Source organism: Pseudomonas sp. NPDC090752, from assembly GCF_055584805.1.
On sequence record NZ_JBVJLI010000027.1, the window covers coordinates 39,008 to 53,846 of the forward strand.

13 protein-coding genes and 1 pseudogene are annotated in these 14,839 nt (G+C 62.2%); 8 read left to right on the plus strand and 6 right to left on the minus strand.

Annotated elements, in window-relative coordinates:
• On the plus strand, nt 1-1,008 hold the full coding sequence (gene cydB / locus ACZ6YA_RS24795) for a cytochrome d ubiquinol oxidase subunit II (RefSeq protein ID WP_465900244.1): 1,008 nt from the start codon (nt 1-3) through the stop codon (nt 1,006-1,008).
• A gap of 9 nt (nt 1,009-1,017) precedes the next feature.
• On the plus strand, nt 1,018-1,173 hold the full coding sequence (locus ACZ6YA_RS24800; protein ID WP_081663495.1) for a DUF2474 domain-containing protein: 156 nt from the start codon (nt 1,018-1,020) through the stop codon (nt 1,171-1,173).
• A 135-nt stretch (nt 1,174-1,308) separates the two neighbouring features.
• On the opposite strand, the gene ACZ6YA_RS24805 is transcribed toward ACZ6YA_RS24800, so the two are convergent.
• Both ACZ6YA_RS24805 and ACZ6YA_RS24810 read right to left on the minus strand, forming a co-directional pair.
• The gene (locus ACZ6YA_RS24805) at nt 1,309-2,433 is read right to left on the minus strand and encodes a methyltransferase (RefSeq protein WP_465900247.1); all 1,125 of its coding nucleotides are present in this window, start codon (nt 2,431-2,433) and stop codon (nt 1,309-1,311) included.
• A gap of 93 nt (nt 2,434-2,526) precedes the next feature.
• On the minus strand, nt 2,527-3,240 hold the full coding sequence (locus tag ACZ6YA_RS24810) for an autoinducer binding domain-containing protein (RefSeq protein ID WP_465900249.1): 714 nt from the start codon (nt 3,238-3,240) through the stop codon (nt 2,527-2,529).
• A gap of 211 nt (nt 3,241-3,451) precedes the next feature.
• On the opposite strand from ACZ6YA_RS24810, the gene ACZ6YA_RS24815 reads away from it, so the two are divergent.
• Nucleotides 3,452-4,228 (plus strand): ferredoxin--NADP reductase, encoded by a 777-nt coding sequence (locus ACZ6YA_RS24815; protein ID WP_465900251.1) that lies wholly within the window; start codon nt 3,452-3,454, stop codon nt 4,226-4,228.
• A 30-nt stretch (nt 4,229-4,258) separates the two neighbouring features.
• Here ACZ6YA_RS24815 and mscL read toward each other — a convergent pair whose 3' ends face one another.
• The gene (gene mscL, locus ACZ6YA_RS24820; protein WP_465900252.1) at nt 4,259-4,678 is read right to left on the minus strand and encodes a large-conductance mechanosensitive channel protein MscL; all 420 of its coding nucleotides are present in this window, start codon (nt 4,676-4,678) and stop codon (nt 4,259-4,261) included.
• A gap of 177 nt (nt 4,679-4,855) precedes the next feature.
• On the opposite strand from mscL, the gene radA reads away from it, so the two are divergent.
• Nucleotides 4,856-6,223 carry a DNA repair protein RadA gene (gene radA / locus ACZ6YA_RS24825; RefSeq protein ID WP_400804845.1) on the plus strand — a complete coding sequence of 456 codons (1,368 nt, stop codon included), beginning with the start codon at nt 4,856-4,858 and terminating at the stop codon, nt 6,221-6,223.
• Between the two features lie 178 nt (nt 6,224-6,401).
• Here the strand turns inward: radA and ACZ6YA_RS24830 are convergent, their stop codons facing one another.
• Both ACZ6YA_RS24830 and ACZ6YA_RS24835 read right to left on the minus strand, forming a co-directional pair.
• A complete protein-coding gene (locus ACZ6YA_RS24830) occupies nt 6,402-7,919 on the minus strand; it encodes a nucleobase:cation symporter-2 family protein (protein ID WP_403134585.1) in 1,518 nt (505 codons plus the stop codon).
• A 262-nt stretch (nt 7,920-8,181) separates the two neighbouring features.
• Nucleotides 8,182-8,544 (minus strand): PilZ domain-containing protein, encoded by a 363-nt coding sequence (locus tag ACZ6YA_RS24835; RefSeq protein ID WP_465900255.1) that lies wholly within the window; start codon nt 8,542-8,544, stop codon nt 8,182-8,184.
• Nucleotides 8,545-8,709: 165 nt separating this feature from the next.
• Between ACZ6YA_RS24835 and ACZ6YA_RS24840 the strand changes: the two genes are divergently transcribed.
• The 3 genes from ACZ6YA_RS24840 to yjiA all read left to right on the plus strand — a co-directional run bounded on the left by ACZ6YA_RS24840 (nt 8,710) and on the right by yjiA (nt 12,036).
• Nucleotides 8,710-10,776, plus strand: a complete 2,067-nt coding sequence (locus tag ACZ6YA_RS24840) for a carbon starvation CstA family protein (protein ID WP_465900256.1) — start codon at nt 8,710-8,712, stop codon at nt 10,774-10,776.
• 13 nt (nt 10,777-10,789) lie between these two features.
• Nucleotides 10,790-10,987 (plus strand): YbdD/YjiX family protein, encoded by a 198-nt coding sequence (locus tag ACZ6YA_RS24845; protein ID WP_400804855.1) that lies wholly within the window; start codon nt 10,790-10,792, stop codon nt 10,985-10,987.
• A gap of 71 nt (nt 10,988-11,058) precedes the next feature.
• Nucleotides 11,059-12,036: a GTPase gene (yjiA, locus tag ACZ6YA_RS24850; RefSeq protein ID WP_465900258.1), complete on the plus strand. Its 978-nt coding sequence runs from the start codon at nt 11,059-11,061 to the stop codon at nt 12,034-12,036.
• Here yjiA and ACZ6YA_RS24855 read toward each other — a convergent pair.
• Complete coding sequence (locus ACZ6YA_RS24855) at nt 11,972-13,483, minus strand: methylenetetrahydrofolate reductase C-terminal domain-containing protein (RefSeq protein WP_465900260.1); 1,512 nt, start codon at nt 13,481-13,483, stop codon at nt 11,972-11,974. The two genes, yjiA and ACZ6YA_RS24855, sit on opposite strands and share 65 nt — an antisense overlap.
• A gap of 212 nt (nt 13,484-13,695) precedes the next feature.
• On the opposite strand from ACZ6YA_RS24855, the pseudogene ACZ6YA_RS24860 reads away from it, so the two are divergent.
• Nucleotides 13,696-14,640, plus strand: a pseudogene (locus tag ACZ6YA_RS24860) (5-methyltetrahydropteroyltriglutamate--homocysteine S-methyltransferase); the annotation flags it as partial.
• Nucleotides 14,641-14,839: the final 199 nt, after the last annotated feature.

Consider the following 14,839-nt stretch of genomic DNA (forward strand, 5'->3'; position numbering starts at 1 on the left):
ATGGGTATCGACCTTCCGCTGATCTGGGCTGTGATCATCATCTTTGGCGTGATGATGTACGTGGTGATGGATGGTTTCGACCTGGGGATCGGCATGCTCTTCCCCTTCGTCAAGGGCGAGCGTGACCGCGACGTGATGATGAACACGGTTGCGCCGGTGTGGGACGGCAACGAAACCTGGCTGGTGCTGGGTGGTGCTGGGCTGTTCGGGGCCTTTCCCATGGCCTATTCGGTGGTGCTCGAAGCCTTGTACCTACCGTTGATGCTCATGCTGATCGGCCTGATTTTTCGTGGCGTGGCCTTCGAGTTCCGGTTCAAGGCCAAGGATGAGAAGCGCCATATCTGGGACAAGGCATTCATCGGCGGGTCGCTGGTGGCGACCTTCTTCCAGGGTGTTGCTCTGGGTGCGTTCATCGAGGGCTTCAAAGTGGTCGACCGGCATTACGCCGGCGGCACGCTCGACTGGCTGACCCCGTTCAGCATTTACAGCGGCTTGGGCCTCATCGTTGCCTATACCCTGCTGGGCTGCACCTGGCTGATCATGAAGACCGAAGGGCCGCTGCAGAAACAGATGCATGGCCTGGCCAGGCCATTGGCGCTGGTGCTGCTGGCGGTGATCGGCATCGTCAGCTTGTGGACGCCTATCGCCTACCCGATGATCGCCGACCGCTGGTTCAGCATGCCCAATCTGATCTGGTTCATGCCGGTGCCGATCCTGGTGCTGGTGACCTTCTACGGGTTGCTCAAGGCGGTAGCGCGCAATGCTCATTACACGCCGTTCCTGCTGACGCTGGTGCTGATCTTCCTTGGCTACAGCGGCCTGGGCATCAGCTTGTGGCCGAACATCATCCCACCGTCGATCTCGATCTGGGATGCCGCCGCACCGCCGCAAAGCCAGGGCTTCATGCTGGTGGGCACGTTGTTCATCCTGCCGTTCATCCTGGGGTATACCTTCTGGAGCTACTACGTATTCCGCGGCAAGGTTACCCACGAAGACGGCTATCACTAGGAGGGGCGCATGATGACAGGCAAACATGGCCTTGAAGAGAAAAAACCCCTTTGGCAGCGGCTGGGCTGGCTGCTGCTGATCTGGGCGATGAGCGTGGCGGCGCTGGGGGTGGCCGCTTATGTGATGCGGTTGTTCATGGGCGCGGCGGGCCTGACCACTCACTGACAATGCAAGGGGCACGCTTCGTGCCCCATTCGCGGGCAAGCCCGCTCCCACAGTTACAGCGCAACTTTCGAGAGCGGCGCCGTACCAGTGGGAGCGGGCTTGCCCGCGAATGGGCTGCAAAGCAGCCCCATTTACTTACTTGCGGGCCTTGAGGATCACGAACTTCGGTGTCGCCGCCACTTGTTCAACTCCCCGGAACAAGCGCGCCAGCTTGCTGTGATAACCCAGGTGGCGGTTGCCGACGATGTACAACGCACCGCCCACCACCAGCGCCTCACGCGCCTGCTGGAACATGCGCCAGGCGAGGAAGTCGCCCACCACCTGCTGCTGGTGGAACGGCGGGTTGCACAGCACTACGTCCAGCGACTGCTTTTCCACCCCGGCCAGGCCATCACCCGCCAGTAGCGTCACCTCTCGCTCGCCCAGCGCGGCCCGCCAATTCTCCTGCGCCGATTGCACTGCCATGTAGGACTCGTCGACCAGGGTGTAATGCGCCTCGGGGTTGGCCAGCGCGCTGGCGATTCCCAGCACGCCATTGCCACAACCCAGGTCGGCCACGCGTGCGTTACCCAGGCCGCGTGGCAGGTGAGGGAGGAACGCCCGGGTACCGATGTCCAGGTCGTCGCGGCAGAACACGTTGGCATGGTTGAGCAGTTCCAGTGCCGGCGTGTCCAGTTGATAGCGGGTCGGGTAGGGCGAGCGCGCGGCAGGGCGCTCGGCAACGGTGGCGGTTAGCAGGCGTGCCTTTTTCTGTGCCAGCGAGGCCTGCACCGGGCCGATGTACTTTTCCAGCAGATCGCCCGCCGCACGCGGCAGGTGCTTGATCATGGCCCCGGCGATCACCAGGGCACCTGGAGCCAGGTGGCCTTGCAGGCGGATCAACTGCTCTTCGAGCAGGGCCAAGGTCTTAGGCACGCGCACCAGCACGCGATCGAACGGGCCCTGCCAGTGCTCGCTGGCCGGCACGAACGGTACGCTGTCGAATGCTTGGCCGTTGCGCGCGAGGTTTTTTTCCAGGGCCAGGTGGGCCAGGTGCGAATCACCGCTGCTGACCACCGACACGTGGCCGACCAGGCTGGCAGCCAGGGCACCGAAGCTGTCATTGAGCACCAGGACGCGGCTATCGGCAGCCAGTTGCTGCCCATGCAACTGTTCGAGCAGGTATTCATCGGCGGCATCGAAGGCCTGCAGCGGGTCGTTGGCCTGGTCCGGCTGGCGGATCAGGTCGAGTTCGGCATAGGGGGTGGTCAACAGGGGCATGGCGTCTGGCTCGGGTACGGATCTGCCCGTCGCGGATCGCCACGAGCTTTGGCCGGCGATTCTACAGGGCTTTGCCGAAGGTCGCAGGCCTGGCTATTGATCGATCAGGCCGCGCATCATGGCGATGGCGATGGCTCCGGCCTTGTTGGCGGCATTGGTTTTGGTAATGACGCTGCGGATATGGAAGTTCACCGTGTTTTGCGACAGCGACAGAATGCAGGCGACATCGGCCGCGGTCTTGCCAGCAGCCGACCATTTCAGCACTTCGATTTCGCGCTCGCTCATTCTGAGCTGGGGCGAGCTGAGCCGGGCCAAGTGATGTTCGCTGATGATCGCGTGCAGGGTATGGCACAGCCACTGCACTTTGCCGGCCTTGTCGTAGAGCTCGGCGATACTGATTTCGCCGACAGGTCTGGCGACGCTGACCTGGCTTTCGTTGTGCTGCAGGTCGTGCAGCGACTGAGTCCAGCCATGGCGCAGGCCATGCTGGCAGGCTTGCTCGCGAAACTGCGGCACTTCGCGGTACAGGTCGTCGGTCCACAGCACCGGCATGGTCGAGGCATGGCTACGGCTGGCTGCTGCGTCCTGTTTGTAGAACTCGTCGCGCTGGTAGCGCTCGATCCATGCAACCGGATAGTTGCTGTAGAGGTAGAGCTTGGGGGACTGGGCAGCCAGCTGAATGCGCAGCTTCAAGCCCAGAAATTCCATGTCCATGTCTTGTGCCAGGTGCACCGCGAGATCGAACACGCTTTGCGGCGTGCTCTCGGTGATCAACCGGTGAAGATGCTCATGATTCCATTGAAGCATCTGTCAGACTCCCTCGGGGTTGCGGATCCAATCCGTTTGCATACCCGGAAGATTGTAGGAAAAGACCGAGTATAGCGTAGGGATTTTTTGTTATAGCAATCAGGTTTTCCATAAAACCGAGACGATAGTCCAGCGGTGACCCTACACTCCAGCGGTTTTTATCTGCGCTGCTTTGCGCGACACTGTACGCACGCCATTCAGGAAGCCGATCATGACCGCAAGTGCCGACAAGTTTACCCGCCAGACGCTGCTCGACGTCCAGCCTTTGACGCCGAACCTGTTCAGCCTGCGGGTGACGCGCGACACGGGTTTTCGCTTCCGCGCCGGCCAGTTCGCCCGGCTGGGCGTGACCAAGGCCGATGGCAGTGTGGTCTGGCGAGCCTACTCGATGGTCAGCGCGCCGCATGACGAACACCTGGACTTCTTTTCCATCGTGGTGCCGGGTGGCGAGTTCACCAGTGAGCTGAGCCGCCTGGGCGAGGGGGATTCGCTGCTCATCGACCGTCAGGCATTCGGCTTCCTGACCCTCGATCGCTTCGTCGGTGGTCGCGACCTGTGGCTGCTGGCGACCGGTACCGGCATTGCGCCGTTCATGTCGATCCTGCAGGACTTCGAAGCCTGGGAACGCTTTGACAACATCAAATTGGTGTATTCGGTGCGCGAGGCCAACGAGCTCGCTTATGTGGACGACATTGCCGGGTTGGAACAGCGTGAGTACCTGGCCGAGTTCGCCGGCAAACTGCAGTTCATTCCGGTCGTCACCCGGGAGCAGCACCCGGGCGCACTGAATGCGCGCATCACCACGCTGATCGAGAACGGCGAACTGGAGAAAGTGGCAGGGCTGGCGTTTTCGCCCGAGCACTCGCGGATCATGCTTTGCGGTAACCCGGAGATGATCGACGAAACCCGCAAAGTGCTTAAAGCGCGTGACCTGCAGTTGAGCTTGAGCAAGCGGCCGGGGCAGGTGGCGGTAGAAAACTACTGGTGATACAGGGGGCGCAACGCGCCCCTGATCATTTTACGGCAGGCGATTCTGGTTCTGCGTCTTGAGCAGGTCGCGAATCTCGGTCAACAGGGTTTCCTGAGGCGTCGGCGCAGGGGGCACGCTCGGAGCAACGGCCTCTTCGCGTTTCAGGCGGTTGATCGCTTTCACGCCCATGAAGATGGCGAACGCCACGATCACGAAGTCGATGATGGTCTGGATGAATTTCCCGTAAGCCAATACCACGGCCGGGACATCGCCTTCGGCCGCCTTCAGGGTAATGGCCAGGTCACTGAAGTCGACACCGCCGATCAACAGCCCCAATGGCGGCATGATCACGTCACCGACGAAAGACGAGACGATCTTGCCGAAGGCGGCGCCGATGATGATACCGACCGCCATGTCGACGACATTGCCTTTGACCGCGAAGGCCTTGAACTCACTGATCATGCCCATGTTCGATTCCTTTGTAACAAATGGTGAGGTTAAGCCAGTGTAAGCCACTAAAACGCTTCATGCGTGGCGTACAGGGGTAGTGACTGCGCTTAGATCGAATAGTTTTGTCGCATCCCGGCGCGTTCGAGACACGTCTGCGTCGGCTATCATGGCAACTTTTTCCAGGAGACCCTGCCCATGGCCAAGGCCAAGCGTTTGTATGGCTGCACTGAATGTGGCGCGACCTTCCCTAAATGGGCCGGACAGTGTGGCGAATGCGGCGCCTGGAATACCCTGGTCGAAACCATGATCGAAAGCGGTGGTGCAGCGGCGCCCAGCGGGCGCACCGGCTGGGCCGGGCAACAGGCGCAGATCAAGACCCTGGCCGAAGTCAGTGTTGAGGAAATTCCTCGGTTCACCACCAGCAGCGCCGAACTCGATCGCGTGCTGGGAGGTGGCCTGGTCGACGGTTCGGTGGTGCTGATCGGCGGCGACCCCGGCATCGGCAAATCGACCATCCTGCTGCAGACCTTGTGCAATATCGCCGTGGGCATGCCGGCGCTGTACGTCACGGGCGAGGAGTCGCAACAGCAGGTGGCCATGCGCTCGCGGCGCCTGGGCCTGCCGCAGGATCAGCTGAAGGTAATGACCGAGACCTGCATCGAGACCATCATCGCCACGGCGCGCCAGGAAAAACCCCGGGTCATGGTGATCGACTCGATCCAGACCATTTTCACCGAACAACTGCAGTCGGCACCCGGCGGGGTCGCTCAGGTGCGCGAGAGCGCGGCGCTGCTGGTGCGCTATGCCAAGCAGAGCGGCACGGCGATTTTCCTGGTCGGCCACGTCACCAAGGAAGGCTCGCTGGCCGGCCCGCGCGTGCTGGAACACATGGTTGATACCGTGCTGTATTTCGAGGGCGAGTCCGACGGCCGCCTGCGTCTGCTGCGGGCGGTGAAGAATCGCTTCGGTGCGATCAACGAGCTGGGTGTGTTCGGCATGACCGACCGTGGCCTCAAAGAAGTATCCAACCCGTCAGCGATTTTTCTCAACCGCGCCCAGGAAGAAGTGCCGGGCAGCGTGGTCATGGCCACCTGGGAAGGTACCCGGCCGATGCTGGTGGAGGTGCAGGCGCTGGTCGACGATAGCCACCTGGCCAACCCGCGACGGGTCACCCTGGGCCTGGACCAGAACCGCCTGGCCATGCTGCTGGCGGTGCTGCACCGGCATGGCGGCATTCCCACCCATGACCAGGACGTGTTCCTCAACGTGGTGGGTGGGGTCAAGGTGTTGGAAACCGCATCCGACCTGGCGTTGCTGGCGGCGGTGATGTCCAGCCTGCGTAACCGGCCCTTGGCCCATGGGCTGCTGGTGTTCGGTGAAATCGGCCTCTCCGGCGAAGTGCGGCCGGTGCCCAGCGGGCAGGAGCGTTTGAAAGAAGCGGCCAAGCATGGCTTCAAGCGCGCGATCGTGCCCAAGGGCAATGCACCGAAGGACCCCCCGGCGGGGTTGCAGGTGATTGCCGTGACTCGCCTGGAACAAGCGCTGGATGCTTTGTTCGAGTAATTCACAGACTGTACTGACTTCTTCGCGGGCAAGCCCGCTCCCACAGGCTCTCCACAGGTATCAGGAACTGTGGGGGGGCCTGTGGGAGCGGGCTTGCCCGCGAAGAGGCCGGTACAGGCAAGCAAAAAGGGGAGCCGACGATGCGCGTCGGCTCCCCTCTTTACCGCTCAGTCAGCGGTCAATGCTCGGCCACCGGCGTTCGCCTCGGCGTGGCATTGCCATGCTCGTCCAGCTCCAGCAACGGCACTTCGTTGCCCTCGGCATCGAACAGCTTGCCGTCCTTGAAGTAATCGCCATCACGCAGCGCGGAAATGTCCGAGTACTGGATGGTGCGCTCGTAGGCGGCAGCGAACACGGACTGGTTTTCCGAGTTGCCGGTTTTGAAGTGGTTGAAGATCAAGTTCAGCAGGATGGCCATGATGGCTGCCGAGCTGATGCCTGAGTGGAAGATGGTCTCGAACCAGTTCGGGAACTGATGGTAGAAGTTGGGTGCGGCAATCGGAATCATGCCGAAGCCCAGTGAGGCGGCGACGATGATCAGGTTGACGTTGTTCTTGTAGTTGACCTTCGACAGGGTGCGAATGCCACTGGCCGCCACGGTGCCGAAGAGCACGATGCCAGCACCGCCCAGGACTGGGGTTGGCACGGCGGCAATCACCCGGCCCATGACCGGCAGCAGGCCGAGCACCACCAGGATCACGCCACCGGTGGCCACCACGTAGCGGCTCTTGACCCCGGTTACGGCCACCAGGCCGACGTTCTGGGCGAAGGCGCTCTGGGTGAAAGAGCCGAAGATCGGCGCCAGGATGCTCGATGCCATGTCGGCGCGCAGGCCGTTGCCCAGACGCTTGGAGTCGACCTTGGTGTCGATGATCTCACCCACGGCGAGGATGTCCGCCGAGGTTTCCACCAGCGTCACCATGATCACGATGCACATCGACAGAATCGCTGCGATGTGGAAGGTCGGCATGCCGAAGTGGAACGGGGTAGGGAAGGCAAACATCGGGCCTTCGGCGACCTTGCTGAAGTCGGTCATGCCCAGCGCCCAGGCGATCAGGGTGCCGCACACCATCGCCAGGAGGATCGACAACCGCGAGATGGTCGCGCTGCCCAGCTTGCTCAGCAGCAGCACGATGGCGAAGGTCAGCCCCGCCAGGCCGATGTTGGCCATGCTGCCAAATTCCGGCGAAGCGCTGTTGCCGCCCATCACCCAGCGTGCGGCCACGGGCATCAGGGTCAGGCCGATGGTGGTGATGACGATGCCGGTGACCAGCGGCGGGAAAAACTTGGTGATTCGCGAGAACACTGGGGTGATCAAAAAGCCGATCAACGACGCTGCCATGACAGCCCCCAACACCCCCGGCAAGCCGCCACCGCCCTCGCTGCTGAGAATCGCCCCCATGGTCGCCACGCCGGCGAACGACACCCCTTGAACCAACGGCAGCTGGCACCCGAAGAAGGGCAGGCCGAGCGTTTGCAGGAGCGTGGCCAGGCCACCGGCAAACAGCGAGGCGGCGATCAACATGCCGATCTCGGCACCGTTCAGGCCCGCGGCCTGCCCAAGGATCAGGGGTACTGCGACGATCCCGCCATACATGGTCAACACATGCTGCAGACCATAAGCCAGGTTGGCGCCAAGCCCGAGGTTTTCGTCCTCGGGGCGCTTGGCGGGAGACGTGCTAGGGGACGTAGTCATTGAGCAGGCTCGCTGTTTATTGTTGTGCCGCTACTGTAGACACTTCCCACAAATGATTGCCACAACAATTGTATACAATTATTTGATCGAAGCACCCACAAGCGGCCTTGCAGTGTGTAGATAACTGCAATGCAGATCGCGTACCAAGTGGATAAACAGTGTGCTAGATGGGTGTGTACAAAGCACAGGCGCCGGGCAGGAAGCTGTCTGGGTAGACAAGAAACACAAGGTGGGAAAAATCTAAGCTAGCTAAGAGATTCCATTATTCGATGAGTTGGCGCAGCTCACGCATCATTTCGGTGCTGTCGGCCACGTTCAATTCCACAAGACGGTGCAAATGACTCATCGATTCGATGTCGATGTACAGGCAGACGAAACCCAGGCGTGAAGGTTCTTCATGGCGCAGTTCGACCTGCATCTGCACGCGGACTTCGGGGTTGAGGTGGATGATCGCGTCGAAATCCTGAGACAAGTCGGCATCCCACGATTTGGGGCGCTCTAACAGCAGGCCTTTGAGCGACAGATCAATGAGTTTTACCGGCCAACGGCGGTCGCCCTGGCGCAGTTCGGTCGGGGCATCAAAGTCGATGCGTTGAAAACGGCGACGTTCGTCGTGTTGGCGCATGGGCAAGCCCTCTGAGGTTGATCCTGACTATAGTTAATCCTGTACGCCTTTCAGGTACCGCAATCTGGCCGCAGAGGCTCTAGACCAAAGCAAGTGTGGCAATGCGTCTTGACTCGCCCTAGACTCGTTGGGCGGTCTTTCCAATCCACCAGCTGGAAGTAAACCATGAACAACAATAATAGCCTGCTACGCCACATTCCGTGGCTGGCGCTGGCAGTCATAGGAGCCTGCGCGCTGGGTGTGGTTGCCCTGCGTCGCGGCGAAGCGATCAATGCCTTGTGGATTGTGGTCGCGTCGGTGGCCATCTACCTGGTCGCCTATCGCTACTACAGCCTGTTCATCGCCACCAAGGTGATGCAACTCGACCCTCGCCGCGCCACACCGGCGGTGCTCAACAACGACGGCCTGGACTACGTCCCGACCAACAAACACATTCTCTTCGGCCACCACTTCGCTGCCATCGCCGGCGCCGGCCCCCTGGTCGGCCCGGTACTCGCCGCGCAGATGGGCTACCTGCCCGGCACGCTGTGGCTGATCGCAGGCGTGGTGCTAGCCGGTGCGGTTCAGGACTTCATGGTCCTGTTCCTGTCTACCCGCCGCAATGGCCGCTCGCTGGGCGACATGGTGCGCGAAGAAATGGGCCGTATACCCGGCACCATCGCCCTGTTCGGCTGCTTCCTGATCATGATCATCATCCTCGCGGTGCTGGCGCTGATCGTGGTCAAGGCCCTGGCCGAGAGCCCATGGGGTATGTTCACGGTGATGGCGACCATCCCGATCGCGATGTTCATGGGCATCTACATGCGCTACATCCGCCCGGGCCGCATTGGCGAGATCTCGGTGGTCGGCGTGGTGCTGCTGCTGGCGTCGATCTGGCTGGGGGGCCAGATTGCCGCGGATCCGGTCTGGGGCCCGGCGTTCACCTTCACCGGCGTGCAGATCACCTGGATGCTGGTGGGCTATGGCTTCGTTGCCGCGGTGCTGCCGGTCTGGCTGGTGCTGGCACCGCGTGACTACCTGTCGACCTTCCTCAAGATCGGCACCATCATCGCCTTGGCCATCGGCATCCTGGTGACCATGCCCGAGCTGAAAATGCCGGCGCTGACCCAGTTCACCGACGGCACGGGTCCGGTGTGGAAGGGCACCCTGTTCCCATTCCTGTTCATCACCATCGCCTGCGGTGCGGTGTCCGGCTTCCATGCGCTGATCTCCTCGGGGACTACGCCCAAGCTGCTGGACAACGAAACCAACGCCCGTTACATCGGCTACGGCGGCATGCTGATGGAGTCGTTCGTCGCCATCATGGCCATGGTCGCTGCCTCGGTCATCGAGCCAGGCGTGTACTTCGCCATGAACAGCCCGGCCGCAGTGGTCGGGGCTGACGTCGTTTCAGTGGCGCAGACGGTCAGCAGCTGGGGCTTCATTATCAGTCCCGAGCAGCTCGAGGCCGTCGCCCGTGACATCGGCGAACACACCATCCTGGCCCGTGCCGGTGGTGCGCCGACCCTCGCGGTGGGTATCGCGCAGATCCTTCACCAGGTGCTGCCAGGTGAAAACACCATGGCCTTCTGGTACCACTTCGCGATCCTGTTCGAGGCGCTGTTCATCCTGACTGCGGTGGACGCCGGTACCCGTGCCGGCCGCTTCATGCTGCAGGACCTGCTGGGCAGCTTCGTGCCAGCGCTTAAACGCACCGAGTCGTGGACCGCCAACCTGATCGGCACCGCCGGCTGTGTGGCGCTGTGGGGCTACCTGTTGTACCAGGGCGTGATCGACCCGCTGGGTGGCATCAACACCCTGTGGCCGCTGTTCGGCATCTCCAACCAGATGCTGGCCGGTATCGCCCTGATGCTGGGCACCGTGGTGCTGATCAAGATGAAGCGCCAGCGCTACGTCTGGGTCACTCTGCTGCCAGCCGTGTGGCTGTTGATCTGCACCACCACTGCTGGCCTGATCAAGCTGTTCGACCCGAACCCGGCGGTTGGCTTCCTGGCCCTGGCCAAGAAGTACAGCACCGCGCTGGACGCTGGCCAAGTGCTGGCCCCGGCCAAGGACATCGGGCAGATGCAGCACGTGATCTACAACGCCTACACCAACGCCGGCCTGACCGTGCTGTTCCTGCTGGTGGTGTTCAGCGTGCTGTTCTTCGCCCTCAAGGTTGGCTATGCCGCCCTTGGCCGCAAGGAACGCACCGATAAGGAAACCCCGTTCCAGGCTTTGCCTGACGCTTGAGAGGACTGCTGCGATGTTCAACGACCTGGGTCGACTGGGTAAATACCTGGGGCAGGCAGCCCGCCTGATGGTCGGCATGCCCGACTACGACAACTATGTCGAGCACATGCAGAGCAAGCATCCGGACAAGCCGGTGATGAGCTACGAGGCGTTCTTCCGCGAACGCCAGGAAGCGCGTTACGGTGGCAAGTCCGGCCCCAAGTGCTGCTGAGCCGGCACACTGCGTGAACCTGTGGGAGCCTGTGGGCTCCCACAGTCATTTTCAGCTTGAGGAGATTTTGCGTGCAGACGCCTATTCCCGTAACCGTCCTGACCGGCTTTCTCGGTGCCGGCAAGACCACCTTGCTCAAGCACATGCTCAAGGCCGAACACGGCTTGAAAATCGCCGTGATCGAAAACGAGTTCAGCGAGGCCGGCATCGACAGCCAGCTGCTTGGCGACGAGCCGGTGCAGGTCATGACCCTGGCGAACGGCTGTGTGTGTTGCAGCATCCATGGCGACCTGACCCGCGCCTTGTACCTGCTGCTCGAACGCCTGGATAGCGGTGAAATTGCCTTCGACCGCCTGGTGATCGAATGCACAGGCCTCGCCGACCCGGCGCCGGTGGCGCAGACCTTCTTCATCGAAGAAGACTTGCGCGACCGCTACATCCTCGACGGCATCATCACCCTGGTCGATGCGGCCCATGCCGAGTTGCACCTGACCCAGACCATCGCCCAGGCCCAGGTCGGCTTTGCCGATCGCCTGCTGCTGAGCAAGACCGATCTGGTGGCGCCTGCGGCGGTGCAGGCCCTGCGCGAGCGCCTGGCGCGCATCAACGGCCGTGCGGCCATTGGCGTGGTGGAACACGGCCGAATCGACCTGGCCGAGCTGCTCGATGTACGCGGTTTCAACCTCAACCCGGACCTGGGTGCGAACCTGCAGCCAACCTTGCGCCCGGTGCTCAAACCCGCCACCCCGGACCGCATCTCAACCCTGGTGCTGCGCACCGAGGTGCCGCTGGACATCGACCGCCTCAGCGATTTCATGAACGAGCTGTTGGAAACCCACGGCAAGCAACTGCTGCGCTACAAAGGCGTGCTCAACATCGCCGGGGAAGATCGCCGCCTGGTATTCCAGGGCGTGCTCAAACTCTATGGCTTCGACTGGGACGCCGAGTGGGCCGATGGTGAGAGCCGCGAGAGCGTGATGGTGTTCATTGCCGATGAGCTGCCTGAGGCGAAGATTCGGGCTGGCTTCGAGGCGCTGGCCGCGAGCTGACCTGGCGCGGTGACGAGGCGTCGAACCACTGCGGCCACGAGCTACGGTGGCGAGTCTCGACTTCGATGGACGGGATCAGCCGCTCAGTGAGCACAGCGGTCTGCCGTACCCCCTTGGCGGTGCGGTATTTGACGCTGTGGATGCACTCGCGGTCGCCGAATTCGCAGCGGTTCAGCGCGGTCCCGCCGCAGGGGCCGTTGGCCAGGCCCTTGGGGCAGGTTTCCGGACAGATGTACAAGGTGTCTTCAAGGCGGCAGCGGCCGCAGGTGTCGCAGCCCAGCAGCGGGCGCTTCACGCTGCGCTCCAGGCCATGCAGCCAGCGGGCACCGCGGCGGGTGGCCCAGAGCGGGCGACGTACAGCCCAGCCGAAGGCCTTGCTCAGCCAGTTGTTGCGGCTGAACAGCAGCGCGTGAAAACCGTGCAGCAGGTGATAGCGCCATTTCTCTTTGCGGCTTGCGTTGACCTTCGACTCGCCCTGGCGCCAGGCCGCTTGCGGCGGGTGGAACGTCACCGCCGGCAGGCCAGGCATTTGCCAGCTTTCGGCCCAAGCGGGGGCCCATTGAGCCAGCGAGTGAATGCGTGCCTGCCAATGCTCAAGGCGCGTTTCCAGGGCCAGCAACTGCTTGAGCTCATGGATTCCCGACAGGTGCACCCCGGCATAACCCATCAACTTCACGCCTACGATCTGCAGGGCCAGGCGATCGACACTGCGCGCCTGGGCGTAGGCCTTGGATACAGCAGTTTCGGCTTCAAGCATGGCGCGCATGGACGGCGAGACGGTCACCCCGGCGACATGCCCAAGCATCGCCGCGCGGCCATGGGTCAGGCTCATCAGGCAGGCCAGCATGGGCTTGGGCGCAGCCTGACGGTTCATCCACTGCATGGCCTCCTGGTGCTTGCTGGCATCGAAGCCCAGTTGCAGGGTAAGGAAGTCTGCCCCGGCGGCGAGCTTCTTCTCGGCCTTGAAATACTGCGCGCCGCCTTCTTCCTCGCGGTATTTGAACGGATTGAGTGCGGCACCCAGCAACCAGTGGGGGCAGGCCTGGCGGGCGATCTGCAGGGCGGCGACCGACTCCAGGTAGCGCACCGGGCGTTCGCCGGGCTGGTGGCCGGGCAGGCGGTCGCCGGTAAGCAGCAGCAACTGGTCGAGGCCGGCGGCATCCATGCGTTGCAACTGGGCAAGCAGGTGATGGCGTTCGCGGTCCTTGCCGGAAAAATGGGGCAGGGCGGGGAGGGCAGTGCTGAAACTGGCCAGGGCATCCAGAGGCGACATGTCCAGCGGGCTGCCAACACGGTCGCCAATGGCCACGGTCATCGGCCAACCGCACAGCTGCGCGCGGCCCATGATCGCCTCCATGGCGGCGAAGCGCTCTGCCGAAGGCTTGGGCACGAACTCCATGACGCAGACGAAAGTTTTTTCGTGCAGCGCCGATTTCAGCAGGCTCATGGCTGGGGATACCTGGGTTGATCAGGGTGGAATTGTGCTGCAGGGCGCAAGTGGGGCCATGTCCGACGGCGCAGGATACTGCTCTGAACGAGACAACTGGACAAGCCAATCATGAAGATTTCTTGGGTTCATCTCAAATTTAATGAGTTTGTCTCAAGCCCTGCGTGCCCGGAAAATGTCCTCGAACATTTATGTATTGATAGGGGCAAGGCATGGCACTGGCACACAACCTGGGATTTGGGCGCATCAGCGGCGATTGCGACCTGAAGAAAGCCCAGGAAGCCTTCTGCAAGGGTGAGCTGGACGAAGCCGGCCTGCGTGAAAAGGGTCGTGAGCTGCGCGTCGCGCGCTGGCAAGCGCAGAAAGACGCCGGCACCGAACTGCTGCCGGTTGGCGACTTTGCCTGGCACGACCGCGTGTTGACCCACTCGTTGACCTTCGGCGTGATCCCCGAGCGCTTGCAGGGCCTCGCTGCTGCCAAGCCCACCCTGCAGACCCTGTTTGCCATGGCCCGAGGCGCCAACGCCCCGTGGTTCGACACCGACGACCATTATTCGGCTCCTGAATTTATCGCCGACCAGCAGTTCGCCCTGAGCTGGGAGCAACTGTTCGAGGAAGTCGAGGAAGCCAAAGCCCTCGGCCACGCCATCAAACCAGTCGTGATCGGCCCGCTGACCTATCTGTGGCTGGGCAAGACCAAAGGCACCGACTTTGACAAGCTCGAACTGGTCGACCGCCTGTTGCCGCTGTACGACGAAATCCTCAACCGCCTGGCCGCACAAGGGGTGGAGTGGGTGCAGATCGACGAGCCGATCCTGGTCCTCGACCTGCCGCAGGCATGGAAGAACGCCTATGAGCGCGTCTACAACATCCTGCAGCGCGCGCCACTGAAAAAACTGGTAACCACCTACTTCGGTGGCCTGGACGCGAACCTTGGCCTGGCCGCCAACCTGCCGGTCGACGGCCTGCACATCGACCTGGTCCATGCTCCGGATCAGTACCCCACCGTCATCGACCGCCTACCGGCCTACAAGGTGCTGTCGCTGGGCCTGGCTCAGGGGGTTAATGACTTGACCTGCGATCTGGAAATGGCCGGCGACCTGTTGCATCACGCCGCCGAGCGGCTCGGTGACCGCTTGTGGGTCGCGCCGGCCTGCTGATGCTGCATAGGCAGTACCGGCCTCTTCGCGGGGCAAGCCCGCTCCCACAGGTTGATCACTGATCAGGATCGAGTGGAAAACCTGTGGGAGCGGGCTTGCCCCGGTACAAACCGAAGACATCGTTTACATTTCAAACCGGGGACATTGTTTACAGGCTAATACGCATGATCAGGAGGTATTTGATCATGCCCTGGAA

What these genes read in the sequence shown, in the direction of transcription:
- ACZ6YA_RS24805 (WP_465900247.1), bottom strand. Translation starts at nt 2,433, where the DNA reads ATGCCCCTGTTGACCACCCCCTATGCCGAACTCGACCTGATCCGCCAG.
- mscL (WP_465900252.1), bottom strand. Translation starts at nt 4,678, where the DNA reads ATGGGCATGATCAGTGAGTTCAAGGCCTTCGCGGTCAAAGGCAATGTC.
- radA (WP_400804845.1), top strand. Translation starts at nt 4,856, where the DNA reads ATGGCCAAGGCCAAGCGTTTGTATGGCTGCACTGAATGTGGCGCGACC.
- ACZ6YA_RS24810 (WP_465900249.1), bottom strand. Translation starts at nt 3,240, where the DNA reads ATGCTTCAATGGAATCATGAGCATCTTCACCGGTTGATCACCGAGAGC.
- ACZ6YA_RS24855 (WP_465900260.1), bottom strand. Translation starts at nt 13,483, where the DNA reads ATGAGCCTGCTGAAATCGGCGCTGCACGAAAAAACTTTCGTCTGCGTC.
- ACZ6YA_RS24835 (WP_465900255.1), bottom strand. Translation starts at nt 8,544, where the DNA reads ATGCGCCAACACGACGAACGTCGCCGTTTTCAACGCATCGACTTTGAT.
- ACZ6YA_RS24815 (WP_465900251.1), top strand. Translation starts at nt 3,452, where the DNA reads ATGACCGCAAGTGCCGACAAGTTTACCCGCCAGACGCTGCTCGACGTC.
- ACZ6YA_RS24840 (WP_465900256.1), top strand. Translation starts at nt 8,710, where the DNA reads ATGAACAACAATAATAGCCTGCTACGCCACATTCCGTGGCTGGCGCTG.
- ACZ6YA_RS24845 (WP_400804855.1), top strand. Translation starts at nt 10,790, where the DNA reads ATGTTCAACGACCTGGGTCGACTGGGTAAATACCTGGGGCAGGCAGCC.
- cydB (WP_465900244.1), top strand. Translation starts at nt 1, where the DNA reads ATGGGTATCGACCTTCCGCTGATCTGGGCTGTGATCATCATCTTTGGC.
- ACZ6YA_RS24800 (WP_081663495.1), top strand. Translation starts at nt 1,018, where the DNA reads ATGATGACAGGCAAACATGGCCTTGAAGAGAAAAAACCCCTTTGGCAG.
- ACZ6YA_RS24830 (WP_403134585.1), bottom strand. Translation starts at nt 7,919, where the DNA reads ATGACTACGTCCCCTAGCACGTCTCCCGCCAAGCGCCCCGAGGACGAA.